At 54.3% G+C, this 24,166-nt stretch carries 18 protein-coding genes; 12 read left to right on the forward strand and 6 right to left on the reverse strand.

Annotation, left to right across the window (positions count from 1 at the left end; translation table 11 throughout):
- Positions 1 to 65: 65 nt before the first annotated feature.
- The 4 genes from J2I48_RS02125 to J2I48_RS02140 all read left to right on the forward strand — a co-directional run bounded on the left by J2I48_RS02125 (position 66) and on the right by J2I48_RS02140 (position 3,837).
- Entirely contained in the window at positions 66 to 1,154 is a 1,089-nt protein-coding gene (locus J2I48_RS02125) for a hypothetical protein (protein ID WP_229375725.1), read from the forward strand.
- 131 nt (positions 1,155 to 1,285) lie between these two features.
- On the forward strand, positions 1,286 to 1,783 hold the full coding sequence (locus J2I48_RS02130) for a hypothetical protein (protein ID WP_207333716.1): 498 nt from the start codon (positions 1,286 to 1,288) through the stop codon (positions 1,781 to 1,783).
- Positions 1,784 to 1,813: 30 nt separating this feature from the next.
- A complete protein-coding gene (locus J2I48_RS02135; RefSeq protein ID WP_207333717.1) occupies positions 1,814 to 2,326 on the forward strand; it encodes a VOC family protein in 513 nt (170 codons plus the stop codon).
- Positions 2,327 to 2,505: 179 nt separating this feature from the next.
- Positions 2,506 to 3,837: a sensor histidine kinase gene (locus tag J2I48_RS02140; protein WP_207333718.1), complete on the forward strand. Its 1,332-nt coding sequence runs from the start codon at positions 2,506 to 2,508 to the stop codon at positions 3,835 to 3,837.
- A gap of 75 nt (positions 3,838 to 3,912) precedes the next feature.
- Here J2I48_RS02140 and J2I48_RS02145 read toward each other — a convergent pair whose 3' ends face one another.
- The 6 genes from J2I48_RS02145 to J2I48_RS02170 form a co-directional block, all read right to left on the reverse strand.
- Positions 3,913 to 4,719: a LytR/AlgR family response regulator transcription factor gene (locus J2I48_RS02145; protein ID WP_207333772.1), complete on the reverse strand. Its 807-nt coding sequence runs from the start codon at positions 4,717 to 4,719 to the stop codon at positions 3,913 to 3,915.
- A 145-nt stretch (positions 4,720 to 4,864) separates the two neighbouring features.
- Positions 4,865 to 5,962, reverse strand: a complete 1,098-nt coding sequence (locus J2I48_RS02150; protein WP_229375728.1) for a sensor histidine kinase — start codon at positions 5,960 to 5,962, stop codon at positions 4,865 to 4,867.
- A gap of 113 nt (positions 5,963 to 6,075) precedes the next feature.
- Complete coding sequence (locus tag J2I48_RS02155; RefSeq protein ID WP_207333719.1) at positions 6,076 to 7,308, reverse strand: MDR family MFS transporter; 1,233 nt, start codon at positions 7,306 to 7,308, stop codon at positions 6,076 to 6,078.
- Positions 7,309 to 7,427: 119 nt separating this feature from the next.
- On the reverse strand, positions 7,428 to 8,006 hold the full coding sequence (locus tag J2I48_RS02160) for a PD-(D/E)XK nuclease family protein (RefSeq protein WP_207333720.1): 579 nt from the start codon (positions 8,004 to 8,006) through the stop codon (positions 7,428 to 7,430).
- Between the two features lie 31 nt (positions 8,007 to 8,037).
- On the reverse strand, positions 8,038 to 8,871 hold the full coding sequence (locus J2I48_RS02165) for an anti-sigma factor (RefSeq protein WP_207333721.1): 834 nt from the start codon (positions 8,869 to 8,871) through the stop codon (positions 8,038 to 8,040).
- Positions 8,868 to 9,422: a sigma factor gene (locus J2I48_RS02170; RefSeq protein ID WP_207333722.1), complete on the reverse strand. Its 555-nt coding sequence runs from the start codon at positions 9,420 to 9,422 to the stop codon at positions 8,868 to 8,870. The genes J2I48_RS02165 and J2I48_RS02170 overlap by 4 nt, the downstream gene beginning before the upstream one ends.
- A gap of 139 nt (positions 9,423 to 9,561) precedes the next feature.
- Here J2I48_RS02170 and lysA point away from each other — a divergent pair, with 139 nt between their 5' ends.
- From lysA to J2I48_RS02210, 8 genes are all read left to right on the forward strand, one after another.
- Positions 9,562 to 10,827: a diaminopimelate decarboxylase gene (lysA, locus tag J2I48_RS02175; RefSeq protein WP_207333723.1), complete on the forward strand. Its 1,266-nt coding sequence runs from the start codon at positions 9,562 to 9,564 to the stop codon at positions 10,825 to 10,827.
- A gap of 110 nt (positions 10,828 to 10,937) precedes the next feature.
- Positions 10,938 to 11,651, forward strand: coding sequence for a YebC/PmpR family DNA-binding transcriptional regulator (locus J2I48_RS02180; protein WP_207333724.1), 714 nt, complete (start codon positions 10,938 to 10,940; stop codon positions 11,649 to 11,651).
- Positions 11,652 to 12,226: 575 nt separating this feature from the next.
- Positions 12,227 to 13,150 (forward strand): peptidase associated/transthyretin-like domain-containing protein, encoded by a 924-nt coding sequence (locus tag J2I48_RS02185; RefSeq protein WP_207333725.1) that lies wholly within the window; start codon positions 12,227 to 12,229, stop codon positions 13,148 to 13,150.
- Positions 13,151 to 13,457: 307 nt separating this feature from the next.
- On the forward strand, positions 13,458 to 14,177 hold the full coding sequence (locus J2I48_RS02190) for a hypothetical protein (protein ID WP_207333726.1): 720 nt from the start codon (positions 13,458 to 13,460) through the stop codon (positions 14,175 to 14,177).
- 308 nt (positions 14,178 to 14,485) lie between these two features.
- On the forward strand, positions 14,486 to 17,680 hold the full coding sequence (locus tag J2I48_RS02195) for a SusC/RagA family TonB-linked outer membrane protein (RefSeq protein WP_207333774.1): 3,195 nt from the start codon (positions 14,486 to 14,488) through the stop codon (positions 17,678 to 17,680).
- Positions 17,681 to 17,693: 13 nt separating this feature from the next.
- Positions 17,694 to 19,412, forward strand: a complete 1,719-nt coding sequence (locus tag J2I48_RS02200) for a RagB/SusD family nutrient uptake outer membrane protein (RefSeq protein WP_207333727.1) — start codon at positions 17,694 to 17,696, stop codon at positions 19,410 to 19,412.
- Positions 19,413 to 19,792: 380 nt separating this feature from the next.
- Positions 19,793 to 22,657 (forward strand): TonB-dependent receptor, encoded by a 2,865-nt coding sequence (locus J2I48_RS02205; RefSeq protein WP_207333728.1) that lies wholly within the window; start codon positions 19,793 to 19,795, stop codon positions 22,655 to 22,657.
- Between the two features lie 65 nt (positions 22,658 to 22,722).
- A complete protein-coding gene (locus tag J2I48_RS02210; RefSeq protein WP_207333729.1) occupies positions 22,723 to 24,150 on the forward strand; it encodes a glycoside hydrolase family 1 protein in 1,428 nt (475 codons plus the stop codon).
- The last annotated feature ends 16 nt before the right edge of the window (positions 24,151 to 24,166 follow it).

The following is a 24,166-nucleotide window of genomic DNA, read 5'->3' on the forward strand; positions in this document are numbered from 1 at the left end:
CAGTGCCACAATTCCGGCCAACCACGTATTTTTGACCCATGCCGTCGCCAAGCCCACGCTTACTTTTGCAACAAATTACTGACGATCAGTTAGTTGACTCCCATCTCTTCCCTGAAGGATTACTGGCGGCTTACCGGCATAATCCGTATTGGGGCTATGAGCGGCCCGACCCGAACCTGTTTTTTACGACCGTTAGCGTTTTCACCCTTCAGGGGCTTCTCCCCCGCCTCGCTCCTGCCGAACAGACCCTTGTCCGGCAGATCATAGATCGCGCCCTGCCCTCCTACGATGCCTTTAAAAACAAGGACGGCCTGCTTACCTACAACTTCTACGCTACCCGGCCGTCGCGGCATTTTCCGTATGGTTTGCTCATGCACCGGTTCCGTCATTTCCAGCTTCCCGACGATATCGACGATACGGCCATGGTGTACCTCACCCGCTACGGCAGCCCGGCCCAACCCAGCCCCGACGATCTGCTTTTTTTGCATGAAAAGCTCGCGCACCATGCCAACGGCACCCGGCTCTGGGTGCGAAATACCTTCCCGGAATATCGTTCGTTACAGGCTTATTCAACCTGGTTTGGGAAGAACATGCCCGTCGAATTCGATGCCTGCGCGCTGGCCAATATGCTCTGCTGCGTGTATACGTACAACCTGCCTCTGGACGTACACGCGCTGGACAGCCTGACCCTCCTGGCCGATCTGATCCGCACCGACCGCTACCGTACCGATTCCTTCCGGGCGGCGCACAACTACGCCCGTCCGTCTTTGATTGCCTACCACGTAGCCCGGCTCATGGCCCACCACGACCCCGAAATCCTCCGCCCCATCCGCGCCAAATTCGTGGCCGACATGCGCCAGGAACTGGCCCTTACTATGCAACCCATGGAGCAAATTCTCTGGGCCACGTCGCTGCTCCGCCTGGGTGAAAAAATCCCGGCCGTGCCACTGGAAGGCATAGAGGCCACTTTCCCCGATTTCTCCTTCTTCATAGCGGGTATGTTGTCGGCCTATGAACAGCCGGGGCTCTACCGCTGGGCACACCGCCCCTTCTGGCACATCCGCTGGCGCTGCCCCGCCCACTGCCGGGTGCTGGTGCTGGAGTATCTTTCACTCTCTCTTTCGCTCACTTCATCTGGCCGAAATAACGGTTGATACGGGTTGTGGATGGCCTTGCGGGGGGTAGGGGGCAACTTTGTGGTGTCGGAAGGGGCTGCCAGGTCGCTTCCGGCTGCCTTCCTCTTTTCAACCAAACGCCCCGCTCAGAACGGGAAACAACAAATCCGATGAACCGTTTAGTCACCTTCCTCCTGCCCATTGTGCTTGGGCTGTTGACAACGCTTAGCGCCTGCAAAAAAGACCAGCAGGCCGTTACCCCCGACACCCCCGGCGATTTTGTAGCCTCGTTTGTGGGCGTGCGCTGGCAGATGGCCAGCTTTGAACTTACCCCGCCACAGGACCTCGACGGCGACGGCAGACCCGACAGCAACCTGCTCCAGTTTATGCGCCCCTGCGACCTTGACAACACCCTGATTTTTGAACGCAACGGCAGCCTGACCGGCGACAACGGCAAGCTCAGCTGCGACGATGATGCGGCCACCAACAAACCCGGTACATGGACCTACGACAACGCGTCGAAGAAAATGACGGTGGTAGACGGCGACGACGGCAGCGTGTCGAACTGGACGGTGGAAGAGGCCTCGGCCCGCTACCTTAAAGTAAAGACCACCATCACTGAAGATGGCCATACCTACGCCGCTGTTATCACCTGGAAAGCCGTCTAAATACACACCACCCATAGACCAGCCTTTGCCATGAAAATCACCCGCCTGGAGCTGGCCGTTAACGATCTGATGGCCACGCAACAATTCTACGCTCACCGGTTATGCCTGCCTATGGTCAACGCTACCTACTGGAGCGCTACGTTTCGGGTGGGGTGGACCGAACTGATCTTCACCCAGACGCAACGCCCGGTGGCCTCTTACCGCTTTGCGCTGAACATACCCATCTACAGCCTGGAACAATACCAGCTCTGGTTCGACCTGCCCTACCTGAGCCTCGATGAACGGGGTTGTCGAATCGCTCAATTTCCGAATTGGCAGGCACGCGCAGTCTGTTTTCTAGACCCCAACGGCAATATCGTCGAGTTCATCGAGCGGCAGGATGCCGTCTGTACCGAGCCGGGAGCCTATTTCCAGGGCGTCAGTGAAGTGGGTGGGCCGTTTACCACCTACCTATCTGACTCACAGCCAGTATGCAGCCCAAAGCCCCACATCTGTACCTGCGGTAAACGTGCCGATGTAGGCGCCCTGCTGGCACAGGCTTAATCGTAGACCTTGGCCATTAACCATTAGACAAGCCCCCCCTGAAGCCATCCGGTTCAACCACCGAAATAGTGGTTTCATAGGCGTTTTGTGTTGGCTTGTCGACGTTTAAGTAGGGGTGTTGCTTATTCTGAGGGTACTTTGTATCCTATTTTCGAGGCTTCATCACGCAGACGCATTGTATGGATTTCGCTACCTGGAATGACCTGTTCGTGGGCATGGTTACGTCGATCCTGCTGCTGAACGTTGTTCAATGGTTTATCTACCGAGAGCGTATTTATGGGCTATATACCCTCTACATGCTGGTATGGCTGGTCTACTACGGATCTCGCATGCCCTTGTTTATCAACGATATACCCGATAAGACCTACGATTTTATCCGGGCTGGGCTGCCCTCTATCGCCTATTTTATCTACTTCGATTTTGCCAACGCTTTTCTGAACGTTCGGCAGCAGCAACCCCGGCTGTACAGGGTATTTCAGTTCGGCAAGGCGCTGGTTATTCCCTACGTGCTGTTGCTGATCTGGCTTTGCTTTGTAGACCCGGTCTGGCACCCAGTGCTGTTCAACACCACCCATACCGTCTTGCGGATCACCTGGGCGCTGATAGCCATTTACAGCATCAGCCAGTTGTTTCGGTTTCGCCATCTGGAGGCCCGCTACTTCACCGTCGGGTCTACGTGCCTGGCCGTGGGCGGACTGCTATCGATGGTGCTCACGTTCATCTACCCCAGGCTCCCCGCCGACCTCCCCTTTTGGCAGGCCCCCATTGCCTATTTCCAGCTCGGTATTTTGGGCGAACTGCTCTGCTTTTCGCTGGGCCTGAGCTATCGGCAGCGGCGGGCGGCGGTAATAAATGCCGTTGTTGAGCAAGAATTAGTTCAGGAGCGCGAAAAACGACACCGCGAACAACTCGAAAGTGATCTGTCGGTGCAGAAGCTTCGGCAGGAAATGTCGGAGGTGCAGATGCGGGCGTTGCAGGCGCACCTGAACCCACACTTTCTGTTCAACAGCCTCAACACGCTCTCGTCGCTCATTGCCGATGAACCAATCCGGGCCGAGCAGTTTGTCGACGAAATGGCCAGCGTGTACCGGTACGTGTTGCAGACCAACGCCCAGGAACTTACCACGCTGGAACGCGAACTAGCCTTTATCGACTCGTATTTTCACCTGCTCGAAACGCGCTACGGCCGGGGTATCAGCCTCCACAATCAGGTAGACAACAGCTATCTGAACTACCTCATTCCGCCGCTGACGTTGCAACTGTTGGTAGAAAATGCGGTGAAACACAATATCATCTTAGCTACCAGCCCACTCACAATCAGCATTTTAACCAATAGAAACGGTCAGTTAATTGTGCATAATAACCTGCAACGTAAAAGCGTTAGGGTGGCCTCTAACGGCGTGGGGCTGAGCAACATCCTGACCAAATACCAGATGCTGGGCCAGCCAGCCCCCACCATCGAAGAAACCCAGGAAACCTTTGTTGTCACGCTACCGCTGGTGAAAGGGTGAAAGAGTGAAAGAGTGAAAGAGTGTGGTCCGGCACTCTTTCACTCTTTCGCTCTTTCACTCTTTCACCCTTTCACTCTACTTCCCCATCCACTTCTTGAAGTCTGTGGCGCGCTCACGGCTTACAATGACCTCGTCGGTGGGGGCGGGTTTGATTGTGAGCTTTAATTTGTTGTTGAAATAGGGGTGAATCTGCTGCACCGAATTGATGTCGATAATGAACTGGCGGTTGGCCCGGAAAAACTGCGTCGGGTCCAGCATAGCTTCAAGTTCGTCGAGAGTGTAATCGAGGGAGAACTTCTGGTTATTGTTGGTACGGAACAGGCTCACGCCGTCTTCCGAGTAGAAATAGGCCACGTCGGCCACCTCAATGGGCACCCACTGTTGCAGGTGACGCACCAAAAACCGTTTGCGGTAGTCGGCGGGCTGAATCTGCTGCCGGAGTTGCTGCACCAGCACGTCGATGGCCACGCGCCCGGCGTCGAGATCGGGGGTTTGCACGGCGGTGTTCTGACTACGCAGCCGGTAGTGTTTCTCCAGGCTGGCCTCCAGCTCGCGCCGTTTGATGGGCTTCAGCAGATAATCTATACTGTTGACTTTGAATGCCTTAAGCGCATATTCGTCATACGACGTCGTGAAGATTACCGGCGACTCAACGGGGGTTTGCTCGAAAATATCAAAGCTCTGTCCGTCGGCCAGTTCAATGTCCATCAGAATCAGGTCGGGGGCGGGTTGCCCGCTGTTGCGGTTCTGTTCCAGCCAACTTACCGACGCCCGAACGCTGGCTGCCGTACCCACAATCTCGATGGTGGGATCAACCTCCTGAAGCAATTTGGTCAGCTTACGGACAGCCAGTTCTTCATCTTCGACAATAAATACGTTCAGCATAGTTCAGGCGGTGTTTAGACAGGGGATGTATGAGTAATTGTTCCAAAGTAACAGCAGGAGGCTTTCGAGGCAATCGGGTAGTCTGATGAAGTGCAAAAAAAGGGGGTTAAACCCGTGATAAGGCCTGCTAAAGCGTAGGCCTCTACAACCCCGAACGGGCCACAGGCAGCGTGGCGGGCGTGTTGGCAACGGTTGGCGTGAGTAGGGGCAGCGTAACCACAAATGATTCGCCGTCGTCGCGGATATCAACGCCGGCGGTACCCAGCAGCCGGTATTTGGCAGCAATATTGACCAGGCCAACCCCGTCTGCGGGGACGCTTGCCTGCTTCCGTTGCAGGTTGTTTCGCACAATCAGGTGCCCGTCGCGGGCCAGAATCTCGATCTGTAAGGGTTGTTCGGGCAGCATGATGTTATGTTTCACCGCGTTTTCTACCAGCATCTGAAGCGTCAGCGGGGGCAGCAACAGGCCCTGCTCCTGTTCGGGCGCAAACACATATAGCTCAATACCAGCCGTATAGCGCGTCTTAAGCAGGTGAAAGTACGAATCGATAAAGGCCAGTTCGTTGCGCAGGGTGGTCAGGTCAACCTCATTGGAGCGTAGCAGGTAACGGTACACGCTGCTTATCTCGTCGACAAACGCCTCGGCCTGTCTGGGGTTTTCGCCAATGAGTGAGGACAGCGAATTGAGGCTGTTAAACAAAAAATGCGGACTGATCTGCGTCTTCAGCGAGTCGAGCTGGCTTTGCATATTGGTTTTCACCAGCGCTTCTTTTTCCACGTAGGTTTGCCGCCACTGCCGCAACAGATAGCCCCCCTCATAGATCACCATGTAGACGCAATGGTAAAAGAACTGAATGCCCAGCGATGAGGTATAGTCAACGGGGTGGGGCCAGAACCACCCTTTCTGGTCGATCAGCGTGTGGGCTACCTTCCGAATCAGCCAGCCGAAGTTGGCTAGCACCGGCAGAGCGAGCAACAGCCAACGCAGGCGAATTCGGGTTTGAGTGTGGCTGGGGTAGCGCCGTTGCAGGTAAACTACTACGCGCCGGGTTAGCTCCCAACAGGTGTAGCCCGCCAAGATCGCAATCAGATCGGTTTTAATAATCTGGTAGGGCGAAAATTCGAAGTACCAGTTCAGCCGAAAAAAGAAGGTGCCGAATAAAAACAGCGCCAATGGGCCAAAAAGCCTGATTTTTATGTCGGTCGATAGCTTCACGAGTGCGTTGGCAACAATCGTCAAGGTCGCAAAAAGGAAGAGATTGCCCAACCCGAACCCGGATGAAACAACACAACCCGTCGGCGAAGCAGCCCAAAACAGGGATCAACCGTCAGTGGGCAGCTTACCGGATTCCGTTACTGGACGGCAGCCTGCTGAGCGGGCTTATAGCTCAATTTCTGGACCTTGTTTACCCAAAACAACCCCACCGCCGACAGCACGGCCAGGCTGGCAAGCAGCCACCAGAGCGGCGTGAACCCCACCCGCTCTACCACCTGCGAACACATCAGGGGACTGCATACCTGCGCCAGCGCCCACGACATGGTATATAGCCCGATATACTGTCCCCGGTTGCGGTCGTTGGCGCGGTTGGCCGTAAAGGTCTGCATAAACGGCATTGCCAGCATTTCGCCCACGGTCATCAGCAGGATCGTGATCAGCGCCACGCCTGCCCACTGCGTGAGCGCCAGGGCCAGAAAGCTCAGGCCCGTCACCAGCACGCCCACCGCCGAAATGCCCAACCGACGCTGGAAACGGCGTTCGAGGGTATAGACCAATGCCATTTCAACCACTACAATCAGCAGCCCGTTCATGGTCGACAGCAAGCCAATACCGGCCTCGTCGATACCCAACTCCTCTTTGAAATAGAGCGGAATAAAACTAAAAAACGGCACGAAGGCAGTCTTGTAGAGTAAACAACAGCCCACGAAAATAAGGTACAGGCCATCGTGATACGGCGACCGCGTAGCTACCTGGTCAGTCAATGCTGTGTCGGCATCGGCAGGTGTGGCCCGAACCGGGCGGGGTAGGGCATAAAGCAGAAAAAAGGCCGCAGCGAGGCAGGTAAGGCCATCGACCCAAAACAGCAGCCGGTAGTCGACACTGGCCAGCAGCCCGCCTAGCCCGCCGCCAACGGCCCAACCCAGGTTGACAGCCAGCCGGTTGAGCGAATAGGCACGGGTACGTGTGTCGGGGGTGCTGTAGTAAGCAATAGCCGCCGAGTTGGCCGGACGAAAGGCATCACCGAGGGCGGTGAACACAAACACCATGGCACACAGCCCCCAGAACGACTGCACAAACTGGAGGCCAATGAGCATAAGCCCGCCAAAGAGCAGGCTGTAGAGTTGGATGGCGTAGAACCCCAGCCTGTCGGTGAGTTGCCCACCCAAAAAAGTGCCCAGTAACGACCCCAGCCCAAACGCCGCCAGCACCGCCCCCGCCTCTTCAACCGAAAAGTGCAGGTGCTGGGTCATGTAGAGCGACAGGTAAGGCAGCACCATGGTGCCACAGCGGTTGATAAGCATCACCCCCGCCAGCAGCCACATCCGCCTCGGCAAGCCAGTGTATACAGTTCGGTAAAGAGTAAGCATAAGAAGATAACGGTGAGTGATGAGTGCGGTCCGACGAGTCGGTAAGCGGTAAGTTTGCTGCCGCCCGATTAACCGCGCTGGCGACAGCAAACTTACCGCTTACCACTCATCACTCACCACTAATCTTGTGCCACTATTTTCTTGTCGGTGATCAACGCCCGGTTGGCCCTGATAAATGCCTTGAATTGTTGGATCTCTTCGAGTTGCCGGTCAATGGGGTGCGTGAGGGAATAGCTTTCTACATACACATCGGTGAAGTCAGTGATGAGGTATTCCATGAGCTTGATGCCCCTTTTTTTCAGCGCGTGGAGGTATAGGTTCTGGTGGTTGAATAAATACCGCCCCGGCTGGTACGACCCCGTCGTTTTGATGTCGACAGCCTTGTAGTTGCCAATCAGGTCGACGTAGCCATAGAAGAGCACATCGTCGATCTGCCACTGGCAATACACCTGCGTCTCCACGATGGGGCGGGGCAGCAGTTTGCGTACTTTCTTCAGAATATCGGGGTCGAATCGCTCTTCGTCAACGCCTTTAATCAGCGTTTCTTCAAACGAAGTACCCCGTTGCTGCGCCGCCGTGGTAGGCTGCGGCACCCGGTTGATGGCATCGAGCAGGGCCTGTTCAGACAGGTTGCCGCCATGCAGGTAGCGCGAGAAGGTGTTGAGCAGGGTTGGGTAAAACCGGTAGTTGATGTCCATACCTGCTCAACACGGCAACCCGCGCCACAGTTTAGCCCACCTTACCCATGGCCAGTAGGGTAGACAAGGTAGGCGTTGGGCTACCACCCACTTTTTCAATGGTCACGGCAAAGGCCTCGGCGGCGGCAATGGTCCGGGCGGTGCGTTGCAACTGCTGCCGGTCAGTACTGAACACGCCCGCATCGACGGGCTTGCCCCCCACTAGTGCCCACAACTGATACTGCTTGTCGGCGGGCAGGGCGGGCAGCGATTCTACCTGTAGCGTCACCTGCTTGTCGGCCTTGTTCCAGTACACGATCAGGTCGGCCTGCGCACCAGCCGGGTTTGCTTTGGCCAGCCGAACTGTTTCTACGCCGGGCGTTTGCAACAGACTGATTAGCTGCGTGTTATACTGTTGCTGTTGCTTTAACTGCCCTACTTCGGTTTGTATCCGCGAATTGGTCTGCGCCAGTTCGTCGGCGTAGGCCTGCTTGGTTTTAAGCTGGTTGATCAGAAAATAGGCAAAGGCAATGAGCACCAGGCCAACGGCTGCAGCGGCCACCCAGGCTACCTGAAACGTTGGTACTTCGCGGTGAAGCGGCACTACTTTGGCACCCTTGTCGGCGGCGGGCTCGTCGTTTGTGGTGGGCTGAGCGGGCGCACCCATGGTAAGCCGGTTCCGAATGCGGTCCTGCAAATCGGGTGGTGGCTCGGTGCTGTGCAGGAGCGCGTAGTTTTCCAGCGCCAGCGTCAACTTATCCAACTCCTGGCGTACTTCTGGATAGATGGCAGACAAACACTGCACCTCGCGCCGTTCCTGGTCGCTGACGGCTCCCAGCGCATACGATTCCAAAATGCCGGAATCTATGTATTCGGGTATGTTCATCGGCTAAATACGTGTTTAAGTTCCTGAAGGGTGGCCTGTAGCAACCTCCTCAGTTTCTGTGGCGGCAACTGAATAGATGCAGCCAACTGGTCGGCAGTCTGCCCGCAGAAATAAAGTTTATGTAACAAAATACGGTGTTCGTCGGCCATTAGATTGTCTACTTCCGTAGAATCTTTACTATTTCCTGGCAATTGATCTGCCTCCTGCTGGTTTATACTGGCATGTGCAGCCAGCCGGGCGCGGTTCAATAACCAGGTTAAAAAACTACCCTGGCGGGGCACATACGTGTCAAAGTCAGCCCATGCAGCCACAAAAACGTCTTCTACTACCTGCGCCGCCGTGTTTGGTTTCTCAACAATAACGAGAACTACCCCATATAATACATAGGCATACTGATCGTATAACCATTGAAACGCCTGCTCGTCTCGTTTGGCCAACTTTTGTAGCAACTGGCTTTCGGGCACTAAAAAAAGCGGCTGTTTCACGGAATGCGTGGTGACAAATAGCGGTACGACGGCACAGTAGGTGGCAATCTTTTGAGTGAGCGGCAAAATACAGCAACGTTGTTAATAGTTGGCTATGGTCATCTCATGAAATAGTAAATGGCACTGTACCAACTACTACAAGGCCCGATCATCCATTTGCCCTCTGGAGGCCAATTTTGTATATTCGCGGCCTATTTTGCACCGTATGCCAGCACCGTACCAACTCCAGGGTATTCCCACCACCACCATCGCCGACGAGTTTGGCCTGCCCCTCTACGTCTATGACGCCGACAAGATCATTGACCAGATCAACCGGTTTCGGGCGGCATTTTCCGGCTCGCCGGGCCGTGAGATAAACCTCCGGATAAAGTACGCTACCAAGGCCCTCACCAACCTGTCTATTCTGAAACTGATGCGGATGCAGGGCGTGGAGGTCGACGTGGTGTCGGTGAACGAAGCGCGGCTGGCCCTACTGGCGGGCTACACGCCAGAGCAGATCATGTATACCCCCAGCGGCAACGCCTGGCCCGAAATTCAGGAAGCCATCCAGATGGGCCTGCGCCTGAACGTTGATAGCCTGCCCCTGCTCGAGCAGGTGGGAAACACCTATGGCCATACCGTGCCCGTTTGCCTGCGTATTAATCCTAGCGTGGCCGACGGCGGCAACCTGAAGATCCAGACCGGCCATGCCGACTCGAAGTTTGGTATTCCCCACGCCCTCCGCGCCGATATTGCCCGCATGGTGGTCCACTACGGTATCGTGGTGGAAGGGCTGCACGTGCATACCGGCTCCGATTTCAAGTCGGCCCGGACGTTTTTGCAGGGTGCCGAGGTGCTGTTTGATCTGGCTGGTGATTACCCCGACCTCAAGTTCATCGACTTTGGCAGTGGCTTTAAAGTAGCCTACCGCGAAGGCGACCACGTGACCGACATGGCCGAGTTGGGCACCGCCATTACCGACGCCTTCAGCGCGTTTTGTGACCGTTACGGCCGGGCGCTGGAGCTTTGGTTCGAGCCAGGTAAGTTTCTGGTGAGCGAGGCGGGGCACCTGCTGGTGGGCGTGAACGTGGTGAAGCAGCACCCCACCCGCACCTTCGTGCAGGTCGATTCGGGCCTGAACCACCTGATCCGGCCCATGATGTACGACGCCTACCACGAGATTGTGAACCTGAGCAACCCCATGGGTACGCCAACCACCTACGACGTGGTGGGCTATATCTGCGAGACGGATACCTTCGCCACCAACCGCGACCTGCCCGAAGTGCGGCCCGGCGACGTGCTGTCGATAGAAAACGCCGGGGCCTACGGCTTCAGCATGGCCTCGACCTATAACCTCCGCCCCCGCCCCGCCGAAGTACTCGTCTACGAAGGCACCCCCCACCTGATCCGTCAGCGCGACACGTTTGAGGACCTGACAAGGGGGATGGTGGACGTCGCTATGCTCAATGAAGAATTAATAATTAAGAATTAAATTGACTAAGCTGAATTAAGGGTGCATAGGTTAAGTCGTCAATGATCCGGCTGTGGCTCTCCAGCGGGACAATTCTTAATTCTTAACTCTTAATTCTTAATTCAAAAAAAATGGGACGCGCATTTGAATACCGGAAAGCCCGAAAAATGAAACGCTGGGGGCAGATGGCCAAGACCTTCACCCGCATCGGAAAAGACATTGTGATTGCCGTGAAAGCGGCCGGCCCCGACCCCGACACCAACGGGCGGCTGCGGGCTATTATTCAGAACGCCAAGGCCGCCAACATGCCCAAAGAGAATGTGGAGCGGGCTATCAAGAAGGCGTCGTCGAAAGAGCAGGAAGACTACAAGGAGATCGTGTATGAGGGCTACGCCCCCCACGGCATTGGGCTGGTGATCGAAACCGCTACGGATAACCTGAATCGCACCGTGGCCAACATCCGCAGCTACCTTAACAAGCTGGGCGGCAGCCTGGGTACGCAGGGCATGCTCGATTTCATGTTCACCCGCAAGTCGGTGTTCCGCATTCCCGCCGAGGGCGTAGATATGGAAGATTTGGAACTGGAACTCATCGACCTCGGTGCCGACGAGCTGGAACTGGACGAGGAGACGAACCAAATCGTGATCTACGGCGATTTCACGGCCTTTGGTGCGTTGCAGAAATACCTCGAAGAAAAAGGCTATGAGCTGAAAGGTGCTGAATTTGAGCGCATTCCCACCGACTACAAAGAACTCACCGACGATCAAATGGCCGACGTGGAGAAGCTCATCGAGCGCATCGAAGAAGACGACGACGTGCAGATGGTGTACCACAACATGAAGTAAACGCGGTACCAACGCAGCAACATAGTTCAGGGTGAAACCCACCCTCGTGTAGCTTCTTGTCCCATCGGGACAGCACAGCGTAGCGTCGGTAGAAAAATAGCGCTGAATCGCTCCTGCGTGCCGTAGGTACGCGACCGACTAGCTGTTTGTGGCGTACCTACGGTACGCTGGTGGGTAAAAATCCAACCCCACAGCTACCGACGCTACGCTGTTAAATCCCTACGGGATAAGTAGCCACAGAACCCAGGCCTGTGTCCCCACAGGCCTGCGCTCGCGTCAGCCAAGGTCCGCCATCCGGTCGCGTAGGCCCGTGGAGACACAGCCTAGGGTGAGAAGAAACTGTTATTGCGCATCAGTATGCTTACGGAAATACGTGTGTTGAAGTTGTAAGTGTAAAAACTTACGCCTTTGGATTTTTAATTTCTGAAAGGGTGGATCAGAGACCATATGAATGTAACCCGAATTAATTTGTAAAATCCCAATAGCTGTTAATTTCAAAGTTAACAGCTATTGGGATTTTAATTCTAACATATATACAATATGTTTTTTGTTATACCCTAAACTTATTATAGCTTATGAAGCTCGATAAAATTTTGATATTACTAGTACCGTTTTCACAAATAGCTTACGCCCAACAAAAATGCTTTCAAGTCGTAAGCAAGGATAATAATCAACCAGTACCTTATGCAACAGCTACTTGTACTAAATGTAGCTATGGTTCATATAGTGATGAAAATGGATATCTTTGTTTTGATACTTCAAAAACTGACACAATAATTATAACATCGATAGGTTTTATCAAGTTAGAGGTGTGGGTAAACGATCTTAGAAAAGATTCGATATTTTATATGATACCTCAACCTGTTCAACTAAATGAAGTTAAAATCAAGAAGCGAATTTTGCGCGACCAAGAGGTTGGCCCTATCAAGAATCGTAGGTTCTCCTTGTCTAGTCATTCTTATTGCCCTAACTCTGCTGCACAACTGGGAGTATTTATCTCAAATACCATTGATGATGATTGTACCATATCCAGCCTAATATATAACACAGAGGTTAAAAAATCTGACTTCGTAAAAGCTTTCAAATGTAAAGCATCGGTATTTAGCGATGACCTACAGAAGCCTGGTAAAAACTTGCTTTGTGTTGAGAAGGTTTTTGATGTTTTGCCAGAACAACGTAAAATAATAGTTGATGTTAAAGAATGCAATGTAATCTTCCCAAAAAATGGGGTATGGATTTGTATTGAAACTATAGGCTATACCGATAAAAATGATACTTATTACGCAATTCAACAAAATAGCGTTGGGGTTTCTTGGGGTCAAAATAGAATGGGAAACCGTCGTAGCCAAATAAAAACAGTAAGTCCTTATTACAGTTTGGTGACATTAAAAGATGGAGATATCGCTAAAGAAAAGTTCTGGACGCTGCCTTGGAAAGACGTAAGCTCAATTAAATATGGCAAAAGAGTATTAGAGTTTGGCATGGAGATTGTTTATTGAACCAGTTACTATACTTAATATATTTTTAATCTTATCGTACTTTTATCTAATGTGAATCTTCAATGGTGCGTAAGCTGCTATTGTTGCCGAATAAAACCAAATGATGATCGGCAAGCAGACAATCACCCTGACGTAATTTATCAAGTGGTCGGTTTAACATATAAGGGCTTGTCAATTAGTGATTTAGGTAGCGCCCTACTTAGTCAATAGGCTGCTATTGGTGCGGGGTGGGGTGGTGAATTGAGTAAACGGTACACGGGTTAGGCGCAGGATTTTGTTACTTCCTGCTCCACAACCCGGTTTTCTCGTGCTCACCATCACCCTAAAACCTGCCCAGGATCTGAAGGCTCATGAGCTTACGGCACTCTACAGCCTGGCTCGTCGTACGGGTTTTCCGTTGGCCAATAACTACATCGAGTCGGCGCATTTTGTCTATAACCCGACCGTGGTGATGGCGCATAGTGGCGATCAACTACTTGGTTTCCAATCGTATAACACCTACCGGTTGCGTACGCCCTTCTTCCGTGGCGAGGTGCCGTTTATCTATGGCGGGCTGGCGTTTCAGGACTATGCCCTGGCCGGGCGGGGGCTGGGCTACCGGCTGAGCCGCTACTACATGCGGCAAACGCTGGGGCGGCTGTTTTTTCTGCGTCCGTACGCCTTCGCCATCCGTACGCCCACGCCCCGGCTCATGCAGATCCTGGCCGTGCAACACCAACTGGTTCACTTTAAAAATGGCCTGCTCACGCCCGACGTCCTTCAGTTTGCCCTGCATTTCGTGCGTAACGTCCGCCGGTTCGAGTACCCCATCGATGACCGGCTCGTGGTGCGGGGCGAACCCGTCCACGCCGACATCTCCGAGCAGTGGTCGCGGCTGTTTGGGGCGTCGGAGGCGGCGTATAATCAACTGGCTTACGAGGCTGATCTGGTGCGCGTTGAGGGCGGGAGTCATTTTCTAACCGGTAATTACCTGCTGCTATTGGGCCACTCGTCGTGGCGAAAATTATGGGGTTCACTTTGGACGTGATTAAGCGAACGAATAAATCATTAAAAAAATGATAATAATGCCATTTGACTAGCATAAAATTATCACAGTCAATTAGTTATGTAAGTCGCCATTTGCGTATTTTTTCTAAGTATTAAGCTGTCTGTTTAAAAAAGAAGAGTATTTTTAAATCAAGCCTGATTTATTACTCAGTACAAAAATCAGGCTGTAGCCAATGCCATTTTTTAGTGCCATATCGTAATCACAACCACTCTAAAACTCTACTACTCATGCATCACGCTTACCGGTACACAGTGCGCAACCCGCGTTGGTTGCTGTTGGGTTGGCTCATGTGCCTTTGCCTTATGGCGCAGGCGCAGGACCGGCGAATTTCAGGTCGGGTAACCGAAAGCGGCGGCAACACACCGCTGCCCGGCGTCAATATTGTGGTGAAGGGCACGGCCACCGGTATGGCTACCGACGCCAACGGGGCCTACACCCTCACCGTACCCGCCAACCAGAACACGCTCGTCTTTTCGGCCATTGGCTACATCACGCAGGAGGTGACCATCGGTAATCGGACCGAAGTGAACCTGTCGCTCGATACCGACGTGCGAAACCTGAGCGAAGTAGTCGTAACGGGCTATGGCGCCCAGTCGAAGCGCGACATTACGGGGGCCGTGGCCACGGTCGACACCAAGCAATTATTGTCTGTACCGGCCACCAACGTGGGGCAGGCCTTGCAGGGTCGCGTGGCGGGCGTCACGGTGGGCAACGAGAACTCACCGGGTGGGGGCGTGATGGTGCGTATCCGGGGTTTCGGTACGATCAACGACAACTCGCCGCTCTATGTAATCGATGGTGTACCCACCAAAGGCAACCTCAACACCTTGAACCTGAACGATATAGAAAGTCTTCAGGTGCTGAAAGATGCCTCGGCAGCGTCGATCTACGGCTCGCGGGCGGGTAATGGCGTGGTGATTATCACGACTAAGAAAGGTAAAGCAGGCAAGCCCAAATTCACGTATGATGCTTACTACGGTGTGCAGCAACACGGCAAGCTGCTCGACATGCTCAACACCAACGAGTACGCCCGCCTGACCTGGGAATCGCGAATCAACTCAGGGGTGGTGGGGGCCAATGGCAATCCTAACCACTCGCAGTTTGGCAACGGTCCAACGCCCGTCATTCCCGAATACATACTACCCAGCGGCGCGGCGGCAACAGACCCACGGGTAGCCCAAAATCCCGATGGTTCGTACGTGAATTACAACAACGACATCAACTCGTCGAAGTTTCTGCTCATCACGCGGGCCAACAAAATTGGCACCAACTGGCTCGATGAAATCCTAAACCCCGCCCCCATCCAGAACCACCAGATCGGCGTATCGGGTGGTAACGAGGGCGGACGCTACGCGCTGTCGCTCAACTACTTCGACCAGGATGGCATCATGAAATACACGAGCTACAAGCGCTATTCGTTGCGGGCCAACACCGAGTTTAATGTGACCAAGCGGGTGCGCGTGGGGCAGAATTTTCAGGTGGCCTACGGCGAACGAATAGGACAACCCAACGGTAATAACGCCGAGAGCAACCCCATCTCGTTTGCCTACCGGATTCAGCCTATCATTCCGGTCTACGACGTGGCGGGCAACTTTGCCGGTACCCGTGGTGGCGACCTCGACAATGCCAACAGCCCCATGGCCCAGCTTTTCCGTAACAAGGAAAATATTCAGAAAGAGGTACGGCTGTTTGGCAACGCCTTCGCCGAAGTCGACATTATTCCCAACCTGACGGCCCGCACCAGTTTCGGGATCGACTACAACCTGTTCAATTTCCGTAACTACACCATCCGCGACATCGAATCGGCGGAGGCACGGGGATCTAACAGCTTGACGACCAACAACAACTACGAGTATACCTGGACCTGGTACAACACGCTGACCTACAACCTGAGCCTTGGTGACCGGCATCGGATCAACGTGATTGCGGGTACGGAAGCCATCAAAAACTATTTCGAGTTCTACGATGCCAGCCGCACCAACTTCGCCAGCGACGACCCCGAAAACCGCTACCTGAGCGCGGGCACGGGCGTGCAGACCAACAATGGCGGCGCCTCCAACTGGCGGCTGGCGTCGGAATTTGCCAAGATCAACTACGGCCTCGACGATAAATACCTCATCGACCTCACGGTGCGCCGCGACCGGTCGTCGCGGTTTGCGCCGGAGTTCCGGTCGGCGGTGTTTCCGGCGGCGAGCGTTGGCTGGCGGGTGTCGAAAGAAGGATTCATGAGCGGAGCCAGAATCGTTGACGACTTCAAGATTCGGGCGGGGTACGGGCAAACGGGCAACCAGGAAATTGGTAACTACAACTCGTTTACGCAGTTCAGCACCAACCCCATTACATCCTTCTACGACATCAACGGGTCGCGCACCTCGTCGCTGCCCGGCTATGAGCTAACCCAGTTTGGCAACGCCAAAGCCAAGTGGGAAACCACCACCAGCCTCAACATCGGTTTCGACGCCTCGCTGCTGAAAAACCGCCTGGGCATCGGCTTCGACTGGTATACGCGCACCACCTCAGACATGCTCTTTCCCGTGGCGCCCCCCCTCACGCAGGGCGTGGCTACCAACCCGTTCCAGAACATCGGTTCGATGCGCAACACAGGCATTGATCTGATGATCAACTACGGCGATAAAATCGGCTCCGGTGGCCTTACCTACAACGTGGGGGCCAACTTCAGCACCTACCGTAACGTGGTGACCAAAACTACCGGCGACGCGGGCACGCAGTACTTTGGCATCAACGATGAGCGGATTCAGAACTTCGTAGTCACGCAGCAGGACTACCCCATCTCGTCGTTCTACGGCTACACCATCGACGGTATTTTCCAGACCAACGAAGAAGGCAAAGCGCACCCGGTACAGTTTGGCAACGCCGCCACCGAGAACATTGCGGGCCGGTTTAAATTCCGCGACGTGAACGGCGACGGGGTCATCAACACCAAAGACCTCAGTATTATTGGCAACCCCCACCCTGCCTTTACATATGGCCTGAATCTGAGCCTGAACTATAAGAATTTTGGCCTCACGGTATTTGGCCAGGGCGTGCAGGGTAACCAGATTTTCAACTACGTGAAATACTGGACCGACTTCCCCACGTTTGCCGGCAACCGCAGCACCCGCATGCTCTACCAGTCGTGGCGGCCGGGCAGCACCGGGGCCATCCTGCCGCAACTCAGGTCGAGCGATCAGGTCAGCATTCAGCCGTCTACGTATTACCTGGAAAGTGGGTCGTATTTCCGCATGAAAAATATCCAGCTGACCTACAAACTGCCGCAGGGCCTGCTGTCGTCGTTGCGGCTGAGCAACGCGTCGGTATATGTACAGGGGCAAAACCTGCTCACCGTGACAAACTATTCGGGTATGGACCCGGAGATCAACCTGCGCAGCTACACGGCGGGTAACGACCGGCAAATTGGCGTCGACGGTGGGTCGTATCCCGTGGCAAAAACCCTGCTGGTAGGCCTGAACCTAAGTTTCTAACCTGACATCATCCATGAAAAAGATACTGCTTTCTCTTCTCTGTCTGTTGGTGGCTACGGCCTGTTCCGACAAGTTTTTAGACGTGCAGCCCAAAGCCGCCCTGGCGGTGAGTACCCTGCAAAACAAAGCGGGCGTGAATGCCCTGCTCATTGGGGCCTACGCCCTGCTCGACGGCTGGGCCACGCCCGAAGGCGCCTACCGGTCGTATCAGGTCGGGGCCGACAACTGGGTCTACGGCAGCGTGGCCTCCGATGATGCCTACAAGGGCACAATTGCGGGCGACCAACCGCCCATTTCGCTGATCGAGCAGGGCAATATCCAGTCGGACAATATTTATTTCCGGGGCAAATGGCGGGGCATGTACGACGGCATTGCCCGTTCCAACGACGTGTTGCAGACCCTGGCCCTGGCCACCGACATGACCGACGCCGAGAAGGCGCAGGTGGTAGCCGAAGCCCGGTTCCTGCGCGGCCACTACCATTTTGAGCTGACGAAGATGTACAAAAAGGTACCCTACATCGATGAGAAGGTGTATAACCCCAACGACCTGGAAAGCACCAAGCTCACCAACACCGCCGACATCTGGCCCAATATTGTGGCCGACCTGAAAGCGGCCTACGACGTGCTGCCCGCCAAGCAAAGTCAGCCCGGACGGCCCACCAAATGGGCGGCAGCAGCCACGCTGGCCAAAGCGTATCTGTTTCAGGCTAAGTATGCCGACGCCAAACCGCTGCTGGAGGCTATCGTGGCCAGCGGGCAGTATAAGCTCATGGACCGGTATCACGACAACTTCCGGGCCACGACCAACAACAACGCCGAGTCGATTTTCGAGGTGCAGTATTCAGTCAACGACGGGGCATCGGGTGGCGAAAACGGCAACGCGGGTTCTACGCTCAACTACCCCTACGGTGGTGGCGGCGTGACCACCTGCTGCGGCTTTTTCCAGCCCTCGCAGAACCTGGTCAACGCCTTCAAAACCACCAACGGCCTGCCCCTGCTCGACACGTTCAACGCCAGCGACGTAGACTCTGACCAGAACATTGAATCGACGGCACCGTTTACGCCCTATGCCGGTGCGGTTGACCCCCGGTTGGACTGGACGGTAGGTCGGCGGGGTATTCAGTACCTCGACTGGGGCGTGCATCCCGGCAAAGCCTACGTGCGCGATCAGGCCTACGGTGGGCCGTATTCGCCCAAAAAGCACGTCATGTACAAGTCAGACGTGGGCACGAACACCTTTGCGGGCAACCCGCGCCTCAACGCCAACAACTACCGCATGATCCGCTATAGCCACGTGCTGCTCTGGCTGGCTGAGGTTGAAACCGAAATCGGCGACCTCGACAAGGCCCGTGCATACGTGAATCAGGTCCGTAAACGGGCCGCCAACCCTGACGGATTCGTGAAATCGGGCGACGGCAAACCCGCCGCTAACTATGTGATCAACACCTACGATGCCCCCTGGACCGACAAGGCTGTAGCCCGCAAGGCGGTGCAGTTTGAAGAGCGCTTGGAGTTTGCCATGGAAGGCCACCGCCGGTTCGACCTGGTGCGCTGGGGCATTGCCGATCAGACCCTCAACGCCTATTACGCCGCCGAAGCGAGCAAACGGACCTACCTGAAGGGCGTGACGTTCGTGAAAGGCAAGCACGAGTATTTCCCCATCCCCCTTCAGGAGATCTTGAACAGCAAAAAAGGGAGCACAGAGACGCTAACACAGAATCCGGGATATTAAAAGGGAGTCTTCTGTTGCTTCGCGCTGGTACTGCTGCGTGCGCGAAGCAACAGAAGACAGTAAACAGAAAACTCTAAACTAAAAAAAGCCCCTTAGTGGGCTTTTTTTTATGCGTTGACCGCAACGGCAGGCTTGCAGCATTTTTGGATCGCGGTTACTTCTATTCGGGCAGACTGTTGGAAAACAAGCCTATATAACCTTATACAGGCCAAATATTGACGGATTTTGCATAGTAATAGCCGTTTTATGCAAACTAAGGCGTTCATCAGCTTATCAAATTTGTCCTACAATTCCTGTCAATGATACCACTCATTAGGTAAGCTGACTGTGCGTGTCGGGCCGGGATTAGACTGCCGTACTTCTCTAAACTCCCACTGAACATGCAACACTGGCTACGCAACGCGGCGGCAGCATTTCTTGCGCTGTTATTTCTGACCATAACAGCCCTGGCCCAGACAGGCAACATATCGGGCACTGTAACTGATGCCAAAGGCGAAGCCGTGGCGGGCGCGTCGGCGGTGATCAAAGGCAGCACCAAAGGAGCTACTTCCAACGCCAACGGTCAGTTCACCATCGATAACCTCGCCAACGGCGACTACACCGTGGTGGTTTCTTCTATCGGTTTCACGGCGCGTGAACTGAAGGCCAGCGTGCCGGGGGGCGGGGTGCTGCGGGTGCAACTGACCGAAACGGCTGCCAACTTAGACGAAGTCGTCGTGACGGGGCTGTTCGACCAACGAACCCGCCTGGAAGCTTCAGTGGCCATTAGCACCCTTAATACCCAGCAAATAGAGCGCGTGGCTGCCACCAGCGCCGCCGACCTGCTCAAAAATATTCCGGGTGTATACGTCAATCAGGCACGGGGCGAAATCTGGAACACGGTCTACTCGCGCGGCATCTCGGCGGGGTCTATCGACAACGCATCGGGCTACTACTATGTGTCGCTACAGGAGGATGGCCTGCCCGTAACAAACCTGAACAGCGGGGTGGACAGCTACCTGCGGGTAGATGCCTCTACGGCGCGGGTGGAGGCCGTGCGCGGTGGTACGGCCTCTATTCTGGGGGCCAACGCGCCGGGTGGCATTTTCAACTACGTATCGAAAACGGGCGGCAAAACCCTGCAAGGTGAGGTACGGGCAAAATATGGCCTCGAAGGCGACGGCAAAAACCCCTACTACCGGGCCGATGTCAACGTGGGCGGTCCGCTGAATGCGGCCAAAGACCTGACGTTTAACGTGGGTGGATTCTACCGCACCTCAAACGGGGCGCGGTATCCGGGCTACGCCATGAACAACGGCGGACAGCTTCGGGCCAACATCCTGAAGACATACGCTACGGGTTCGCTGAAAGTGTACGCCAAGTTTTTGGACGACCGCAACGCCGTGAGTGAATTTATCCCGACGCAGGGGTGGGACAACCCCCAGATTCCCGCCGGTTTTTCCACCACCGATTCGTACTACCTGCCCGACGTGACGCTGCAACTGCCCATCAACGGGTCAGGGGCTGAGACGTTCCAGTCGAAAGATAAGTTTCATGCCACCGAACTAACGGCCGGCTTAAGCTGGGTGCAGGACCTGGGCCGTGGTTTTACGCTTAAAAACGACGGTCGTTTATCGAGCAAAAACTTCACCCAAAGCGTACCGGCCGTGGTAACGCCCTTTGCCGTCGATGGGCTGCTGTTCTACGCCATTCCGCATAACCTCGGTAAGTTTGGCACCTACACCTTTACCGACCGGGTAACGGGCCAAACGCTGGGTACGGTTACGCAGCTGCCCAATATCATCAACGGCAATTTTGCGGGGTTTAAATTTATTCCGGGCGAAAAAAACAGCTTCCCCGGTGCCAACGTGCAGAACAACTCGCTGTTTTTCCTGCCGCTGTTTTTCTCTAAAAATGACCGCAGTGAGTTCACCGACCAGTTTTCGGTCACGAAGAAACTCGATAAGATGAGTTTCACGGCGGGCGCTTTCCTCAGCAGCTCACACATCGACATTGTAGGGTCGGGGCAGGATTTTGGTATTGGCGTGGGCACCCTACAAGACCGCCCCCACCTGACCGATATTAAACTGACCGGGCTTGATGGCAAGGTTTATCAGGTAACGGACCCCAACGGTTTCATGGACGTGGGGCGCGATGGCACCAACCTGGCCAGCCACACCCAGAATCAGCTGGCGTTATTTTTGGGCCACGACTGGCTCATCACGCCCGCCCTGAACCTCGACTGGGGCATCCGCTACGAGCGCGTTGGCTTTAAAGGCTTCAACGCGCAGGCTGTGCCTAACCCCAAACGCAACGACCCCACCAACGGCGGGCGCGATGGCAACCCCCTGACACTCTATGATAACGGGGGCGGTACCGAAGGTCCCCACCTCGATTATGATCAGCGCCTCAGCACCCTATCTTTTTCAGGCGGGCTGAACTACCGCTTCTCTGACAAACAGGCGGTGTACGTGCGCTATTCAAACGGTAACAAATCGCCGGATGTGAATTTCTTCACCGGCCTGACCACGCCCTATACGCTGGCCAACACCCCCGTTACGGCGCAGAATGTGGAGCAGGTCGAGGCCGCCTACAAGGTTAGCACACAGCGACTTAAGCTGTTTGTTACGCCGTTCTACAGCGTATTGAGCAACGTGCCCAACAACCAGACCTTTACCAACGCCAACGGCTCGAACTATAACCCCGGCACCCAGTTTGCCAAATACACCACCACGGGCGTAGAACTGGAAGCCAGCTACAACGTGACGAGGCAGTTTGCCGTCCGGGCGGGGGCTACGGTGCAGGGGTCAACGGCTACCAGCTACAAAGCCTACCTCGAAAATGGCCCCGGCCCGCAGGATGACGTGCTGCTCGACTATTCGGGCAACGAGACCGACAACAACGCCCGGTTGATTTTCAATATCAACCCAACCTACAGCGGTACCAGGTTTTTTGCCTCCCTCAACTACACCTACCTCGGTGCGCGGCAGGCCAACGTACCCAATGCGTTTCAGCTCCCCGCGTTTGGCACGGCCGACCTGTCGGCGGGATATACCGTCACGCCGAAACTAACGCTACAGGCCAACATCAATAACCTCTTCAATACGTATGGTATTCTGGGGTGGTCGGGTCCAGGCGGTTTTCCGGCGGCACTAAACCGGCAGGGATTCACCAAAGCCTACGTGGCCGCCAACCCCAACGCCATTTATGCCACGCAGGGTTCTATGCCCCGTGCCTACTTCCTGACGGCCAGCTACAAGTTTTAACAGTTGATGCCCCCCTAGCCGACCCGTCGGACCGCCCCGAAGGGGGCCTTATTTTCTTATCTATCATGAAAAACAGCCTTTTACTTTTTGGCTTATTGACTTGCGCCACTCTCACTGCCCAGGCTCAGAAGAAAAAACCTTTTTTCTGGGGTGTTGCCACCGCTGCCTATCAGGTAGAAGGCGCGTATCAGACCGACGGCAAGGGCGAATCGAAATGGGATTTTCTGACCAATAAAGTTGGCATTACCCAATTCACAATTGGTGAAAAACAAACGGCCAATGTGTCGATCAACATGTATGACCGTACGCAGTACCTAAAAGACATTCAGTTAATGAAACAGCTGGGCGTAAATGCCTATCGCTTTTCGTTAGACTGGAGCCGCATTATTCCCGATGGCAGCGGCGCTGCTAATGAAAAAGCCCTGGCGCATTATGATGTATTGATCGATGATTTATTGGCCGCCGGTATCGAGCCTTTCGTGACCATCTATCATTTCGATTATCCGGCGGTGTTGCTGCAAAAAGGGGGGTGGGGTAATCCAGACATGCCAAACTGGTATATAAACTATGCCACAACGGTCATTAAACGATATGGCCATAAGGTGAAGCATTTTATCACGTTCAATGAGCCATATATCGAGTTTTTTCTGGTTGAGAACATGCTCAATGCGCAGGATACTAAATTACCTCCCAAAGAATACTACATGAGTCAGATGCAGAAAGCCCACCGCCAGTTGATGACCAATGCACGGATTATAAAACTATACCACGACCTGCACCTGAAGGGCGAGATTGGCCTGGTACTCAACCTGAACCCGGCCGCCCCCTGGGACACCGCAAAGGCTGCTGACAGACGAGCCGCCCACTTTCAGGATGTGCTGATCAACGATTTATTCCTCGACCCGATATACAAAGGCCACTACCCGAAAATGGCCTTGGACTCGCTTAAAAAATACAATCCTGATTTTGTTGCCCCGGCGCAGGATATGGCCTTTATTCGGCAGCATAAGCCTGATTTTCTGGGTGTTAATTTCTATGCACCCGCCATTGTAAAAGGAGAAGACACGCCCATGTCGCTGAAATGGCTGGATAATAATCCCGACTCCGTAAAATCGAACGTTGGCCCCGTCAGGCCTGTCTATTTATACAAGATATTGATGCGCCTGAAAACCGAATACGGAAATCCGACTGTTTTTATCACTGAAAATGGTACCGGTTTTAAATCGGAAGACGTAAAAGTTGGTACTAAAATTAATGACCCTATGCGGTCGGATTACATAAGGCGGCATATTGATTATACGCTGAAAGCCAAAAAAGAAGGCGCCAATGTACATGGGTACATGGTGTGGAGCGGCTGGGATAACTTCGAGTGGGTGTCGGGCTACACAAAACGCCTTGGATTAATCTACGTCGATTTCGCTACGCAGGAGCGCACTCCAAAACAGAGTTTTTACGACTACCAGAAAATTATTCAGACGCATAAAAATTTATAGTAGCCTTATTTAGTGA

This window comes from Fibrella aquatilis, assembly GCF_017353255.1.
GTDB lineage: Bacteria > Bacteroidota > Bacteroidia > Cytophagales > Spirosomataceae > Fibrella > Fibrella aquatilis.

Excerpts from the sequence above, each read along its gene's own strand:
- J2I48_RS02180 (WP_207333724.1), top strand. The coding sequence starts at position 10,938 with ATGGGACGCGCATTTGAATACCGGAAAGCCCGAAAAATGAAACGCTGG.
- J2I48_RS02185 (WP_207333725.1), top strand. The coding sequence starts at position 12,227 with ATGAAGCTCGATAAAATTTTGATATTACTAGTACCGTTTTCACAAATA.
- J2I48_RS02210 (WP_207333729.1), top strand. The coding sequence starts at position 22,723 with ATGAAAAACAGCCTTTTACTTTTTGGCTTATTGACTTGCGCCACTCTC.
- J2I48_RS02165 (WP_207333721.1), bottom strand. The coding sequence starts at position 8,871 with ATGAACATACCCGAATACATAGATTCCGGCATTTTGGAATCGTATGCG.
- J2I48_RS02205 (WP_207333728.1), top strand. The coding sequence starts at position 19,793 with ATGCAACACTGGCTACGCAACGCGGCGGCAGCATTTCTTGCGCTGTTA.
- J2I48_RS02130 (WP_207333716.1), top strand. The coding sequence starts at position 1,286 with ATGAACCGTTTAGTCACCTTCCTCCTGCCCATTGTGCTTGGGCTGTTG.
- J2I48_RS02140 (WP_207333718.1), top strand. The coding sequence starts at position 2,506 with ATGGATTTCGCTACCTGGAATGACCTGTTCGTGGGCATGGTTACGTCG.
- J2I48_RS02160 (WP_207333720.1), bottom strand. The coding sequence starts at position 8,006 with ATGGACATCAACTACCGGTTTTACCCAACCCTGCTCAACACCTTCTCG.
- J2I48_RS02195 (WP_207333774.1), top strand. The coding sequence starts at position 14,486 with ATGTGCCTTTGCCTTATGGCGCAGGCGCAGGACCGGCGAATTTCAGGT.
- lysA (WP_207333723.1), top strand. The coding sequence starts at position 9,562 with ATGCCAGCACCGTACCAACTCCAGGGTATTCCCACCACCACCATCGCC.
- J2I48_RS02135 (WP_207333717.1), top strand. The coding sequence starts at position 1,814 with ATGAAAATCACCCGCCTGGAGCTGGCCGTTAACGATCTGATGGCCACG.
- J2I48_RS02155 (WP_207333719.1), bottom strand. The coding sequence starts at position 7,308 with ATGCTTACTCTTTACCGAACTGTATACACTGGCTTGCCGAGGCGGATG.
- J2I48_RS02200 (WP_207333727.1), top strand. The coding sequence starts at position 17,694 with ATGAAAAAGATACTGCTTTCTCTTCTCTGTCTGTTGGTGGCTACGGCC.